The sequence below is a fragment of the Ensifer sp. EB106-03-01-XG145 genome, assembly GCF_058792075.1.
On sequence record NZ_JBYTEC010000012.1, the window covers coordinates 111,293 to 125,138 of the forward strand.

Annotated in this window: 13 protein-coding genes; 6 read left to right on the forward strand and 7 right to left on the reverse strand. The window is 62.1% G+C overall.

Annotated features, from left to right (window positions below; translation table 11 throughout):
• Positions 1-21: 21 nt before the first annotated feature.
• Entirely contained in the window at positions 22-1,089 is a 1,068-nt protein-coding gene (locus AC3WWH_RS24800; RefSeq protein WP_058321280.1) for an alkene reductase, read from the forward strand.
• Positions 1,090-1,206: 117 nt separating this feature from the next.
• On the opposite strand, the gene AC3WWH_RS24805 is transcribed toward AC3WWH_RS24800, so the two are convergent.
• Positions 1,207-1,419 carry a hypothetical protein gene (locus AC3WWH_RS24805; protein WP_058321281.1) on the reverse strand — a complete coding sequence of 71 codons (213 nt, stop codon included), beginning with the start codon at positions 1,417-1,419 and terminating at the stop codon, positions 1,207-1,209.
• Complete coding sequence (locus AC3WWH_RS24810) at positions 1,416-2,225, reverse strand: DUF2092 domain-containing protein (RefSeq protein ID WP_058321282.1); 810 nt, start codon at positions 2,223-2,225, stop codon at positions 1,416-1,418. Before AC3WWH_RS24810 ends, AC3WWH_RS24805 begins: the two co-directional genes overlap by 4 nt.
• 583 nt (positions 2,226-2,808) lie before the next feature.
• Here AC3WWH_RS24810 and AC3WWH_RS24815 point away from each other — a divergent pair.
• The 3 genes from AC3WWH_RS24815 (at position 2,809) to AC3WWH_RS24825 (ending at position 6,594) form a co-directional block, all read left to right on the forward strand.
• Positions 2,809-4,587: an acetolactate synthase 3 large subunit gene (locus AC3WWH_RS24815; RefSeq protein ID WP_058321283.1), complete on the forward strand. Its 1,779-nt coding sequence runs from the start codon at positions 2,809-2,811 to the stop codon at positions 4,585-4,587.
• 23 nt (positions 4,588-4,610) lie between these two features.
• Positions 4,611-5,183, forward strand: coding sequence for an acetolactate synthase small subunit (gene ilvN, locus AC3WWH_RS24820; RefSeq protein ID WP_034792687.1), 573 nt, complete (start codon positions 4,611-4,613; stop codon positions 5,181-5,183).
• 394 nt (positions 5,184-5,577) lie between these two features.
• Positions 5,578-6,594: an NADP-dependent oxidoreductase gene (locus AC3WWH_RS24825; protein WP_057254393.1), complete on the forward strand. Its 1,017-nt coding sequence runs from the start codon at positions 5,578-5,580 to the stop codon at positions 6,592-6,594.
• Between the two features lie 275 nt (positions 6,595-6,869).
• On the opposite strand, the gene AC3WWH_RS24830 is transcribed toward AC3WWH_RS24825, so the two are convergent.
• Positions 6,870-7,214: a metalloregulator ArsR/SmtB family transcription factor gene (locus tag AC3WWH_RS24830; RefSeq protein WP_057253609.1), complete on the reverse strand. Its 345-nt coding sequence runs from the start codon at positions 7,212-7,214 to the stop codon at positions 6,870-6,872.
• Between the two features lie 179 nt (positions 7,215-7,393).
• Here AC3WWH_RS24830 and AC3WWH_RS24835 point away from each other — a divergent pair, with 179 nt between their 5' ends.
• Positions 7,394-8,356: an acyl-CoA desaturase gene (locus AC3WWH_RS24835; protein ID WP_057253611.1), complete on the forward strand. Its 963-nt coding sequence runs from the start codon at positions 7,394-7,396 to the stop codon at positions 8,354-8,356.
• A 20-nt stretch (positions 8,357-8,376) separates the two neighbouring features.
• Here AC3WWH_RS24835 and AC3WWH_RS24840 read toward each other — a convergent pair whose 3' ends face one another.
• Positions 8,377-9,222 carry an aldo/keto reductase gene (locus AC3WWH_RS24840; protein WP_058321284.1) on the reverse strand — a complete coding sequence of 282 codons (846 nt, stop codon included), beginning with the start codon at positions 9,220-9,222 and terminating at the stop codon, positions 8,377-8,379.
• A gap of 239 nt (positions 9,223-9,461) precedes the next feature.
• On the opposite strand from AC3WWH_RS24840, the gene AC3WWH_RS24845 reads away from it, so the two are divergent.
• Positions 9,462-10,055 carry a LysE family translocator gene (locus AC3WWH_RS24845; RefSeq protein WP_058321285.1) on the forward strand — a complete coding sequence of 198 codons (594 nt, stop codon included), beginning with the start codon at positions 9,462-9,464 and terminating at the stop codon, positions 10,053-10,055.
• On the opposite strand, the gene AC3WWH_RS24850 is transcribed toward AC3WWH_RS24845, so the two are convergent.
• From AC3WWH_RS24850 to AC3WWH_RS24860, 3 genes are all read right to left on the reverse strand, one after another.
• Positions 10,047-10,523 carry a DUF2269 family protein gene (locus tag AC3WWH_RS24850; RefSeq protein WP_058321317.1) on the reverse strand — a complete coding sequence of 159 codons (477 nt, stop codon included), beginning with the start codon at positions 10,521-10,523 and terminating at the stop codon, positions 10,047-10,049. The two genes, AC3WWH_RS24845 and AC3WWH_RS24850, sit on opposite strands and share 9 nt — an antisense overlap.
• Positions 10,524-10,525: 2 nt before the next feature.
• The gene (locus AC3WWH_RS24855) at positions 10,526-11,821 is read right to left on the reverse strand and encodes an SDR family oxidoreductase (RefSeq protein WP_058321318.1); all 1,296 of its coding nucleotides are present in this window, start codon (positions 11,819-11,821) and stop codon (positions 10,526-10,528) included.
• Between the two features lie 324 nt (positions 11,822-12,145).
• Positions 12,146-13,780 (reverse strand): DUF1254 domain-containing protein, encoded by a 1,635-nt coding sequence (locus AC3WWH_RS24860; protein WP_197417269.1) that lies wholly within the window; start codon positions 13,778-13,780, stop codon positions 12,146-12,148.
• Positions 13,781-13,846: the final 66 nt, after the last annotated feature.

Here is a 13,846-nt window from a genome sequence, read left to right on the forward strand (position 1 = left end):
ACAAGCCTCGAAGGAGATCCTATGAGCCTGCTATTCAACCCTGTCCGCATCGGTCGCTACACGCTTGCCAACCGGCTGACCATGGCGCCCATGACCCGCAGCCGCGCCGAATTCGATGGTACGCCCGGCACACTTGCCGCCGAATATTACGCCCAGCGCGCCAGCGTCGGCCTGATCGTGACCGAGGGCACCCAGCCTTCGGACGATGGCCAGGGCTATCTCACCACGCCCGGCATCTACACCGATGCGCATGTCGCCGGCTGGAAGAAGATCACTGCCGCCGTGCACGAGAGGGGCGGTCATATCTTCGTCCAGCTCATGCATGCCGGGCGCATGTCGCACCCCGACAACACGCCGCATCATCGCCAGGGCGTTGCGCCGTCGGCGATCGCGCCGGGGAGTGGCATGTTCACGGCAACCGGCATGCAGGACATCCCGACGCCGCGGGCGCTGACGACCGAAGAAGTGCGCCGGACCGTTGCCGACTTCCGCCATGCGGCTCGTCGCGCGGTAGAGGCCGGTGCCGATGGCGTCGAGATCCATGGCGCCAACGCCTATCTGGTCCATCAGTTCCTGGCGCCGAGCGCCAACACTCGCACCGACGAATATGGCGGATCAATCGAGAACCGGGCGCGGTTTGCGATCGAGGTAGCCGCGGCCATCGCCGAGGAGATCGGCGCGGACCGCACCGCCATCCGGCTTTCTCCCGGCCTTGCGATGTGGGGCATCGACGAGGGCGCCGAAGGGCCTGATCTTTATCGTTATCTGGTTGCCGAACTCGACAGGCTGGGCCTTGCCTATCTGCACATCATGCATGCGGGCGACGAGCCATTGCTCGCCTCGATCCGCAAGCTCTGGACGCAGCCCTTGATCCTGAACAGGCCCGGCCGCGGACGCGACGAGATCGGTTCCGATCTGACATCGGGGCTCGCCGATCTGGAGGCTTATGGCCAGATGGTGCTGGCCAATCCGGATTTCGTTCACCGGCTGAAGGCCGACGCGCCTATGAACGATGCTGACCGCATGACCTATTTCGGCGGCACCGCGAAGGGTTACGTCGACTATCCGGCGCTCGCCGCTACCGCCTGAAGCGGGAGCCTACTGCATGTTTTTGTCCTTTAACCGGCTACGATTAAAGGAAACATGCAGTAGCTGCACGTCTTGATCACCCGACCATAGGAGCGCATTGAGCTTCTCGGCTGCGATTTAGCAGTAGTAGACGCCAACTGCGCAGCGGCGCACGGTGCGCCGCGCCACTCCGGCCACGCTGACCGGCGTAAGTGGACGCCCGACCCTGGCCTCGGCTATCGAGACGAAACTGTACGAACTCAACGCTGGAATGCGCTCCGCCGCTTGCAGTCCTGGAAAGCCGACGATGCCGGCGAGCAGCACAATTCTCAATTTCTTTGACACGGTCATTGGCCGCCTCCTATGGCCAGATGGCCGGGCAGTTCATCAATATCGATGAGTTCCTTCGGATCGACCTTCTTTGCGTTGGTCTCGTTCTTGAAGCCGAAATCGTCTGCAGCAACCTCACTGCCGGTCTTCCAGTCCCTGGTCTGGACGCTGTATTGCGGTGCCTGGTCAAGCTGATTGCTGGTAATGACATACCGGCAGGGATAGGGGCGCTCGCCCTGAGCGATCCAGATCTGCCAATCGATCTCCTTGGTGCGAAATGCCAGATGATCGCATTCGGTGCCGCCGATTACGCCGCTGCCGAGGTCCTTTACGTCAACAACGTCGGTCATCAGCACATCGTAGACATTCGACAGAAGCAAATCGGCGCCGGGCATGGGCTTCTGGAGCTTTTCCCGCAACTCGTCGACGAGCTGGTCCAGCGTGCCGGTCTTCTCGACCTCGGTATAGAGATTGGCGTCCTTGCCGAGAACCGTGAGAGTCTTGCCGTCGAAGATCATCTCGACATTGGCGAAGCCGCCAGTGCGCGTCGCACGAATCTTGTCGGGCCGGGTGAGATCGATCGTTCCAGAACTCGCCAGTTGGAGCTTCTGGTGATCCTTGGTTACAACCTCGAGATTGGTATCATAACCAAAAGATATGGTCTCCTGCGCCGCCAAATAGTCGGACATGGCCTTGAGCAGGCTCTTGGCCTCAGCATCCCCGGCCTTCGCGCCTGAAGGTGTTCCCATGCCAACGATTAATGCCAATACCGCAGCCGACACCGTCGCGGTGGAACGCACCACCGCTTTCTGCACAAGCTTCACCATCTGATTGTTCTCCCTCTATGCCGCACTTGGCTTACATGAGGTCGCCTCCCGGCAGCGAGCGCTCCGAGGGTGGCGATCAATGGCAGACAAATGATCGCACGGAAATCCACCTCGCGCGATTGAGATGGATACCTCGCGCCGAAACGTACGCTTGCAATCGGAAGTCACGGATACTAGCAGGTTAATCAAATAGTGTCGACGCGATTGCAAGGCCGCTGCGCAGGCGTTCTGATCGGCACGCGACAGGCTGACATGATCTGGTGCCGGAATGAGCCGCTTCGGCACCTTGCCGCCCGGTTTTCTCAACCGGCCACGGGTCGGGCGCCCCTGCTTGCGCAACAATGTTCCGCGCGGAAGCCCGATCGTGTAACTAAAAGCCGTTGACGCCTTGGGCTTTTGTGGTTATCAACTCGGCCCATGAAAAATTTCGCGGTTATTCTTGTGGTGGGACGGCGCATGGGCAGGATGGTGTAACCATCCGGCGGTAGCCACCCATGCGCTGAACGAGGCTCCTGACGGGGCCTTTTTTTATGCCTTCAAACAAGCTAAGCACCCAACTGGGAAAAGGGACGGAAGCAAGTCAATGAGCGGTACAGAAAACCAGATGACAGGCGCGGAGATCGTTCTCCAGGCACTGAGAGACAACGGCGTCGAGCATATCTTCGGCTATCCGGGCGGCGCCGTGCTTCCGATCTACGACGAGATCCACCAGCAGGACGATATCCAGCACATCCTCGTTCGCCACGAGCAGGGCGCCGGCCACATGGCCGAAGGCTATGCCCGCTCGACCGGCAAGGTCGGTGTCATGCTGGTCACCTCCGGTCCCGGCGCCACCAATGCGGTGACGCCGCTGCAGGACGCGCTGATGGATTCCATCCCGCTCGTCTGCATCTCCGGCCAGGTTCCGACCTCGCTGATCGGTTCCGACGCCTTTCAGGAATGCGACACCGTCGGCATCACCCGGCCGTGCACCAAGCACAACTGGCTGGTCAAGGACGTCAACGATCTCGCCCGCATCATCCATGAGGCTTTCCGCGTTGCCCAGTCCGGCCGCCCGGGTCCCGTCGTCGTCGATATCCCGAAGGACATCCAGTTTGCGACCGGCACCTACACGCCTCCATCAGCCGTTCCGACCCAGAAAAGCTACCAGCCGAAGAAGCAGGGCGATCTGAAGAAGATCGAGGAAGCGGTCGAACTGATGCGCAATGCGCGCCAGCCGATCATCTATTCCGGCGGCGGCGTCATCAATTCCGGTCCGGAAGCCTCGCATCTCCTGCGCGAGCTGGTCGAATTGACGGGCTTCCCGATCACCTCGACGCTGATGGGCCTCGGCGCCTATCCGGCCTCCGGCAAGGCCTGGCTCGGCATGCTCGGCATGCATGGCACCTACGAAGCCAACATGGCGATGCATGACTGCGACGTCATGATCTGCATCGGCGCCCGCTTCGACGACCGCATCACCGGCCGCCTCAACGCGTTCTCGCCGAACTCCAAGAAGATCCACATCGACATCGACCCGTCGTCGATCAACAAGAACGTGCGCGTCGACGTGCCGATCCTCGGCGATGTCGGCACGGTTCTGGAAGACATGGTTCGCCTGTGGCGCGCCGCGTCCAAGAGCGCCGACAAGGCGCGGCTTTCCGACTGGTGGGAGACGATCACCAAGTGGCGCGCCCGCAACTCGCTCGCCTATGCGCCGAACGACGACGTCATCATGCCGCAATATGCGATCCAGCGACTCTATGAGCTGAGCAAGGGCCGCGACACCTACATCACCACGGAAGTCGGCCAGCACCAGATGTGGGCAGCGCAGTTCTTCGGCTTCGAGCAGCCGAACCGCTGGATGACCTCGGGCGGTCTCGGCACCATGGGCTACGGCTTCCCGGCCGCCATCGGCGTCCAGGTCGCGCATCCGAACAGCCTCGTCGTCGATATCGCCGGCGACGCCTCGATCCAGATGTGCATCCAGGAAATGTCCTGCGCGGTCCAGTACGGCCTGCCGGTCAAGATCTTCATCCTCAACAACCAGTACATGGGCATGGTTCGCCAGTGGCAGCAGCTCTTGCACGGCAACCGCCTGTCGCACTCCTACACCGAGGCGATGCCTGATTTCGTCAAGCTGGCGGAAGCCTATGGCGGCGTCGGCATCCGTTGCGACAAGCCCGGCGAACTCGACGATGCGATCCGCCGCATGATCGACACGCCGGCGCCCGTCATCTTCGATTGCCGCGTTGCCAATCTCGCCAACTGCTTCCCGATGATCCCCTCGGGTAAGGCTCATAACGAGATGCTGTTGCCCGACGAAGCCACGGACGAAGCGGTCGCCAACGCGATCGACGCCAAGGGCCGTCAGCTCGTCTGAGATAGGTAGAGGAACCAACTGACATGAACGCACACCTTCAACCGACCGGCTCCGCCTACTTCATCGCCAAGGAGACCGAGGTCGCCGAAACCCACACGCTTTCGGTTCTCGTCGACAACGAGCCGGGCGTCCTTGCCCGCGTCATCGGCCTGTTCTCCGGCCGCGGCTACAACATCGAAAGCCTCACGGTTTCGGAAACGGAACACGAGGCGCACCTGTCGCGCATCACCATCGTGACGCGCGGCACGCCGCATGTGCTCGACCAGATCAAGAACCAGCTCGAGCGGCTGGTGCCGGTCCACCGCGTCGTCGACCTGACGGTCCGCGCCGCAAGCCTCGGCCACGACCGGCCGATCGAGCGGGAACTGGCGCTCGTCAAGGTGCATGGCTCGGGCGACCACCGCGTCGAGGCGCTGCGGCTGGCCGACGCCTTCCGCGCCTCGGTCATCGACGCCAACATCGATCACTTCGTCTTCGAGATCACCGGCAAGCCGTCGAAGATCGAGCAATTCATCGCCATCATGAAGCCACTCGGCCTCATCGAAGTCTGCCGCACGGGTATTGCGGCGATGAACCGCGGCCCGCAGGGCATGTGATTTTTGCGCGGGCGAGGGGCCGCTCATGCGATCTTGGCGCCCGTCGCTGCCCTCAAGCTGGATTTGCGCTCACGCTCTTGGGCTGGGAATGCCCCTCACCCTAGCCCTCTCCCCGCAGGCGGGGAGAGGGGACTGGCGCCGTTCGTGCCTCTCCCTTCCAGACTTTCCAAAAAACCAGCGTCTCTACAATCGACGTGGTGCGCTTGTGCCCGACGGTCGCCACGCGTGTCCTTCTCCCCGCAGGCGGGGAGAAGGTGGCCGGCAGGCCGGATGAGGGGCAGGCTGAACCTCGATGGAACCTGCCGGACGCCACTCTGTTGACTTCGCCGGCATTTCTCGCCGACTAATCCCGGACAGGAAATCCGAAGATATCAGGTGCCGGATGAGCTCCACGATGCAGGCATTGGTACTCACACGATACGGCGGCCCTGATGCTGCCGAGCTGCGTGACGTGCCGCGTCCGCGAGCCGCGCGCGGCGAGGTGCTCGTGCGGGTGCACGCCGCAGGTCTCAATCCCGTCGACTACAAGACGCGGGAAGGCATGCTCAAGGTCGTCCAGCGCTACTCGCTGCCAACCGTCATGGGCAACGAACTTGCCGGCGTCGTCGAGGCGCTGGGAGAAGACGTCACGTCCTTCACGCCGGGAGATCGTGTCTTTGCGCGTATGCCCAAGGAGGCCATGGGCGGCTTGGCCGAGTATGCGGTCGTGCCTGAACAGTTTCTGGCAAAGATGCCCGCATCGATCGATTTCAACACGGCAGCCGGCGTGCCGCTTGCCGGCCTCACGGCCTTACAGGCGCTGCGCGACGAGCTTCATGTGAGCCAAGGCAGCCGGATCTTCATACCCGGCGGCGCCGGCGGCGTCGGCACCTTCGCGATCCAGCTGGCGAAATGGCTGGGGGCGGAGGTGACGACCACGGCGTCGACGCGTGGCCGTGCGCTTGTCGAAGAGCTCGGCGCGCACGTGGTGATCGACTACACGACAGAACGGTTCGAGGAGCAGTTGCGCGACATGGACGGCGCCTTCGATCTGGTTGGCGGCGAAACGCTCATGAAGTCGTTCGGCGTGGTCAAGCGCGGCGGCAAAGTGGTTTCCATCGCCGGCATGCCCGAGCCTGAAACCGCGCGAAAGGACCTCGGCCGTGGCCTGTTCCTGAGGGCGCTTTTCTGGCTTGCATCCTACCGGATCCGCGCCGTCGCCAGGAAACATGGCGTCGCCTACCGCTACCTTTTCATGCATCCTGATGGTGCCGAGCTTGCCGAACTTGCCGATCTCATCGAGACCAAGGCGATCAGGCCCGTCATCGACCGCGTGTTTCCGCTCAAGGATGTAGCGCAAGCCTTTGCCTATCTGGAATCCGGCCACGCCAAGGGCAAGGTGGTGGTGGAGATCGGGAGTCGCTCCGGCTGACCCAAGTCTGCCGCAACGGCATCGCCGCCATGAACCGCGGCCCGTAGGGACTATGATTTCCAGCGTGGGTTACGCGGGCTGCCGCCCCCTGACAGCCCCTCACCCTAGCCCTCTCCCCGCAGGCGGGGAGAGGGGACGCGGTTGTGCGCTGACCGCCCGGAGTTCTTTCAGGGACGAGCAGGACGCCAACGGTTTTGTTGGGGCGAGCGGGCGCGGCGATTTCCTTCTCCCCGCAGGCGGGGAGAAGGTGGCCGTCAGGCCGGATGAGGGCTGTCCTACTTTGACTTCGCCTTGGCTTCGCTCTCCCGCTTGAGAGGACGGCTGACCGGGCAGACCTCCTGGGCAAAGCCGTTCAGCGTGTTGATCAGATTGTTGGTCACAATGGTGTAGTGAACGAACTGGCCGCGCTTTTCCTTGGCAATCAAGCCGGCGTTCTCCAGCACGGTCAGATGTTGCGACACCGAGGGCTTGCTCATGTTGAAGCGCTCGGCGATCTCGCCCGCCGTCAGGCTGGAGGCTGAGAGATAGGCCAGAATCTTGCGCCGATGCAGCGACGATAGTGCGTTGAACACCCGTTGCGCCGATCCGCCTGCATCAGGGTTGAGCGTGTCGTCGTTCACAAAATCTCCTTTGTCGCCGGCAGGTCGATCAATAGGTAATTAGGATATTGCCTAAATACCTATTCGCGGGTAAATATGTAATTAGTTTATTTCCTAAATAACTTCTGCGCCGGTTGTTTTCAATCGGGTCCTTCAGTGTTGCCTGAAAAACTGGTCAGGGTTTTGTCGTGGAGGGTGCCATGGATGTCGTGTCGACTGGCAGAATGATAGCGCTGCGCGATAGCGAACCGGTGAACGGCCGGGTCGTCTGGGTTCCGGGCAAGTCGCTCTGGATCTCCGGAATGACGCTCGTGGCCGTTATCGGTGCGCCAATGACGTTTTCGGTGGACGCCCTTGTGATCTTCATCGTTCTGACGGCCCTTACGATCTGCCTCGGCCATTCGGTTGGCATGCACCGGCTACTGATCCATCGCTCTTTTGAGGCGCCGCTCTGGCTCGAGCGCATCCTCGTCACCTTCGGTGTGCTTGTCGGCATGGCCGGGCCGTTCGGCATGATCTACGCCCATGACATTCGCGATTGGGCGCAGCGCCAGCAGGCCTGCCACGATCTCTTCGCGCACCGCCGACCTTTCCTTCAGGACGCCTTCTGGCAGATGCATTGCGTGGTCGCGCTCGATCATCCGCCGCGATTTATCATTGAAGACCGTGTCGCGCAGGATCGGTTCTATCGCTTCCTTGAAGTGACATGGATGCTGCAGCAGGCGCCGCTGGCGCTGGTGCTTTTCGTCTTCGGTGGCATTTCCTGGGTGATCTGGGGCGTGGCGGTCCGTGTTTCCGTCTCGCTCACCGGTCATTGGCTGGTCGGTCACTTCGCCCATCGCGGCGGCGAGCAGGGGTGGCGCGTCGATGGCGTCGCGGTGCAGGGCTACAACCTGCCGCGTTTCGGTCTGGTGACCTTCGGTGAAGCCTATCACGGCAACCACCACGCCTTTCCGGAATCCGCCAGGCTCGGGATCGAGGACGGGCAGATCGATCTGGGCTGGTGGTTCATCCGCCTGCTTTCGCGCCTGGGGCTGGCTTCGGCGATCAAGCTGCCGTCCAATACGCGACGACGCGCCGGTCTCAGACGCATCGTTGCAAGTCCGGAAGGACTGACCGGCCAGAGAAAGGCCTGTCCGGTCCTGCGCGCGTTGCTGCGGTAATGCTTAAGCTGGCGGCTGGTTTAGATCATCTCCAATGATCGCTTGCGCTTCGGCGGCGGGAAGGCGCGGTCGAGGTCGCCGAGGTCTTCCGCCGTCAGGTGAATGTCCATCGCGTCGCGGTTTTCTCGGGCGCGGTCCGCCGAACCGGTCTTGGGGATCGAGATCACGCCGGGACGGGTTTTGAGGAAGGCAAGCGCGATCTGCGATGGCGTCGCCTGATGCGCCTTGGCGATGTGGATGAGATCCGGATGGCGCAGCAGCCGGCCTTCGTCGAGCGGCGAATAGGCCATGATTGCGATGCCGCGCTTTTGACACCAGGGCAAAAGGTCGAACTCGATGCCGCGGCGCGAGAGGTTGTAGAGCACCTGGTTGACCGCGACGTTCTTTCCGTCCGGCACCGCAAGCAATTCCTCCATGTCATCGACGTCGAAATTCGACACGCCCCAGGCGCCGATCTTGCCGGCCTTTTTCAGCGCCTCGAAGGCGGCGACGGTTTCGGCGAGTGGATAGCCGCCGCGCCAGTGCAGGAGATAGAGGTCGATATGGTCGATACTGAGATGCTTCAGGCTGCGTTCGCAGGCGGCTTCGGTGCCGTTCCGGCTGGCATTCGACGGCAGCACCTTGCTGACGATGAAGGCCTCGTCGCGGTGCCCGCGCACCGCTTCGCCGACGATGCGCTCCGAGGCGCCATTGCCGTACATCTCCGCGGTGTCGATCAGCGTCATGCCGAGATCGAGGCCAAGCTGCAGGCTCTTCACTTCATCGTTCTTGCGCGACGGCGCGTCGCCCATGCGCCACGTGCCTTGCCCGAGCACGGGCACGCGGCGGCCATCGGGTAGCGTGGTTGTCGGGATCGGGTCGTGCATCGGGCTCTCCTCGCAGGCGTATGTGTTGGACGGGCGGTTGTTCTGTCCGATCGGCAATCTAGCGCAAAGCATCGCGCTTTCGAGCCCACGCCGTGGGGCAAAGCAGTATCGCGCTGCGGCCGGCTAATTTCGCGTAAAGGTCGATGAGATGGCCGTCGTCAATTTGTCACCATGACAAGTTCGCGACTGGTGCCGGTCAATAGGTCAATTATGTTGACCCAATTGAGCCGGAGGAAACCATGCAGGCCGATACGCTTCTGGCGTTGTTTTTGTTTGCGTTCACCACATCGATCACGCCGGGACCGAACAACATGATGCTGTTCGCATCGGGCGTGAATTTCGGCTTCGTGCGTACCGTTCCGCATATGCTGGGCATCGGTGCCGGCTTCTTCCTGCTCTTGATCGCCGTCGGCTTCGGTCTCGGCGCGCTGCTCCACTCCGTGCCGCTGCTCTACACCACATTGAAATTCGCAGGCGGCGCCTATCTCGTCTGGATCGCCTGGAAGATCGGCACCTCGCGTTCGCTCGGCGAAGGCAAGGCCGGCGCCAATCCGATGACCTTCCTGCAGGCGGCCGCCTTCCAATGGGTCAACCCCAAGGCCTGGGTCATGGCGGTTTCGGCGATGGCGACCTATACCAGCAGCGACAGCTACCTCTTCAGCGTGCTGGTCGTCGGCTTGGTCTTCGCGCTGGTCAATGTGCCGAGCGTTTCCACCTGGGCAGGCTTCGGCTCGGCGCTCCGCCAATGGCTGTCGGAGCCGTCGCGGCTCAAGTGGTTCAACATCACCATGGCGGTACTGCTCGTCGTCAGCCTCTGGCCGATGCTAAAATAGTGCGAATTGCGGCTTGGTGAGCATCAGCCAGAAGATGCCGGTCACGGCCAGGAAGGCCGGGAAACCGCAGGCAAACCAGATGGCGTAGAGCCGGTCGAATTCCTGTGGCAGCGACGCACCGTTTGCCGTTGCAAGACGGGCAAGATCGCGCAGCCGCAACTGGATCCAGACGACCGGGAGCCAGAAGAGACCGGTGACCACATAGAGGATCAGCGACAACACGATCCAGCCTTCCGTCAGCGACCAGCCGATGCTCGTCGCCAGCAGATAGCCGGTGATTGGCTGTATCAGCACGGCCGTGGCGGTGAAGACCGTATCGGCGATGACCACCGTTCCGGCGACATGGGCGATCAATCGTGCATCGCGGGTGCGCCGGGCCATCAGCATGAAGAAGGCGATGCCGGCGCCGGTGCCGAAGAGCACAGCGGCGCCAATCACATGGGCAAGGCGCAGCACATCTTCGAGCAGCATCAGCGTTCATCCAGAATGGCAAGCGTCGCAAGTGTGGCGAGGATCGAAGGCAGGACCTTGACGAGCGGTCCGAGCGGTTCGGCCCAGAGTGCGGGTTCGACGAGGCTTGCTGTGGCGAGATAACCGAAAGTCAGCGCGAGCATGCCCAGCAGCGCACGCTTCGCCAAGGGGCGGACGAGGACGGAAATGCCAAGGGCGATATCGGCAAGGCAGGTTGCAAGCGTCATCGCCGTGGCCGGGCCATCGGTGAGAAACCGCAGGAAATGCTGCCGAGCAGCGTCGAAGGCAAAAAGCGGTATCAGTCCGGACAGCAGCCAGAAGAGCGAAAGCCCGACGACCATCAGCGGCTTCAGCAGGTAGAGCCGGGCGAACCAGAGATCCTGAACGCCCGACGGATTGGCTGAAAGGCTCTGGCGGGCGGACAGGAACGGGCCAGGGGCCCGGGACCAACCCGCGGCAGAAACGCCGCCTGCCATCACCGAAAGCGCGGTCGAGCGCAGCGGCGAACGCCAGCCAAGCCTGCCGGCGATATCGGCAAGGAAACCGACAGGTGCTGCAAGTGCTGCGGGCAACGAGACGGTTCTGGCGGCGGGCAGGCCAAGCCACTCACGGTGCAATGCCACGAGTTCGCCAAGCGTCGGCGGTGTCTCGTCGCCAAGCACGAGATCGCTTCCCTCGGGCATCAACCCGGCAACGGCCGCGCTGACGGCCTCCGCAACATCGCTCATGGCGACCGTTTCGACGCGTGACCCCACATGCACGAGCGGGATGGCGAAGGGCAGGGCGGCAAGGGCACGGAGCAGGGCCGAACCGCCATGGGCGTTGCGGCCAAGCACCAGCGCCGGCCGAAGGATGACATGCGCCACGCCGCTTGCCGCAAGCGCCTTGTCGGCACGGAACTTGGTGGCGAGGAAGGCGCTGTCGCTGCCGGCGCCGCCCAATGACGCTGAGATCTGGGGTGCGGAGATCTGGACGATCCGCACCGGCGATGCCTTCGCCGCCGCATAAAGCGCCAGCATCGCCGTCTCCTGGGTCGCACCGACATCATCGGCCAAACCATCCTGCAACGCGCCGGCGCAGTTGACGATGACGTCATGGGCCTCGACCAACCCTCGCCAGTTGCTGGCAGCGCGCATGTCGGCGAGGTCGGCCGTGAACCATTGCGCCTGCGGCCGTTTCAGCCGCGCGCTCGCGACATGGCGGCCGAGGCCGGTTACCATGTGTCCGTCGCTGACAAGACGATCGAGTAGGGTCGAGCCGATGAAGCCGGTGGCGCCGAGAATCAGAACCTTCATGCGGCTAGAATAGCGGAGGCGGTTGCGCGCGAAAGCATCATGTATCGCCAAAGTTTAGTCGCGGCCGGACTTGTTACAGTGACAATTCTGGTTGCCGGTCGCTGATGAAATCGATTTCGAATGCGGATTTCATCAGCTACCACTATCGCCCGAGTGAGGAGGCAGCGCCGTCTGCGCCCGAGGGGTGCGCCGGTGCCGAAAAGCACGGCGGCGCCGATCACATGGGCAAGGCGCAGCGGTGGTGTGAATTCTCGCGATCACGTCGCACCTCGCGGGAGGCTACTTCCCCCGCGATTTGTCAGCATTGCTCCCACATTCCCACCATCAGGGCACGAGTTCGATCTCGCTCGGCCGCCATTCCTTCGTGAAGAACGATTCCAGCGGACTGTAGAGACGCAGGAGCGTAAACCAGCCTTTGCCGGGCATGGTCTGGATCCAGTTGCCGCGTTTCACCCCCTCGGGTTGGGTTGGGCCGAAATAGATCGTCGTCGAGCCATCCGCTTCCGCTTCGGCGGCAGGCGATGGATAGCTCTGGCTGCCGGCGCGCGGGTAGCCTTGCGGCGTCTGTAGCATCGAGCGCGACTGGTTGTCGTAGAGCGTGAAGGACCAGAACGCGGCCGCCGGAATGTCCTTCGGCAGCGTCACCTTGTAGGTCTTGCCGCCGTCGAGGTCGTTCTTGTTGGCGTCCAGGAAACCCATGAGATATTGCGACCCGACCTTGGGGAGCCGCATGATCATGCCGGGCGAGTCGAGCGTGTAGCCGAAGTAGAAGGCCGTCTTGGAATCGAGGGTACGCGCGCCAGTCGGCGGTAGCGGGTCGAACAGGCCATCCTTTGTGATCATCGGCGGCGGCGTTTCGAAATTTGCGCCACCCTGCCACAGCATGTTTCCCCACATTGAGTCTGGATAGTACGACCAATCAGGATGGGGCCCGCTGAAACGCCAGTTCAACACACGGCTGGCCGCGTTTCCCACCGCTGCTGCATCGGTCAGAATCTTCTTCATCCGGTCGTCCGGGTTGAATTCCTTGCCCTTGACGATACCGATGGCTGCCAACTGGCCTGCAAGTTCCGGATCGTAGGAATCGGCCGGCTCGGCCTGAACATTGGCGTTGATCATCTCGAAGAACGAATAGTCGCTTGGGGGGATCGTATTGAACGCCTTGCCGCTCGCCTCGAGGAACTTGGTTTCAGGAACCGGCGGATTCACTTCAAGCCTGACTTTGCCTTCGAGCGCCGTTGCGATGCTCGTGCCGACACCGCCCGGCGTGTAGGGATAGATCTTCATATTTTTCTTGATGTTCTCGACGGTCGGCTTCGGATCGTTGTCTACAAGGTAACCGCGAGATGCATAGATGACCCGGTTCGTCTTCGACCGCGCAACATAGAAACCACCTTCCGGAACCGGACCGTCATAACCGGGTGGCAGCAGCAGGTATCTTCCGCCTTCGCCGCGGTCGGGACCGGGGAACCCGACATCGATGATCCAGCCAAACCACATGTCGTTGATCGTGCCTACCCCCATAGGAGGCTGCTCGACCACGGTCGGCCCCTTCGTCAGATCCACGATGCTGAAATAGTAGACGGTATCGGCATTGGCCGTGAGGAACAGCGACTTCGAATCCATCAGTTCAGGGTAAAGGGTGACCGTGTTGTCCTCTGCGCCGATGCTGAGAAGACCCTTGCGGATCGCATAGGCCGATGCGCCGCCATAGCTGTTGAGGAACGCGTCAAGGGCGCGAGTGAAATCAAGCGTGTCATAAACCTTGTCGACGGTGTCTGCACTCGGCGCGCCATCCTTGAAATTGAGCGTACCGATGCGAGACTCTACTTTATCCGGGGTAACCAGAATCGGTGGGATTTCGGTCGCCGTCTGGCCAAAAGCTGGATTTCCGCCGTTGACGATGGTTGCGGCGACAAGAGCTGCAAATAGTGGAAGCTTGCTTCTGATAGGTTTCATGCTGCCCTCCATTTGTTGAGTAAGACTCTGGATTGGCGCGGACAACACCACGTTGCCGGATGTCTA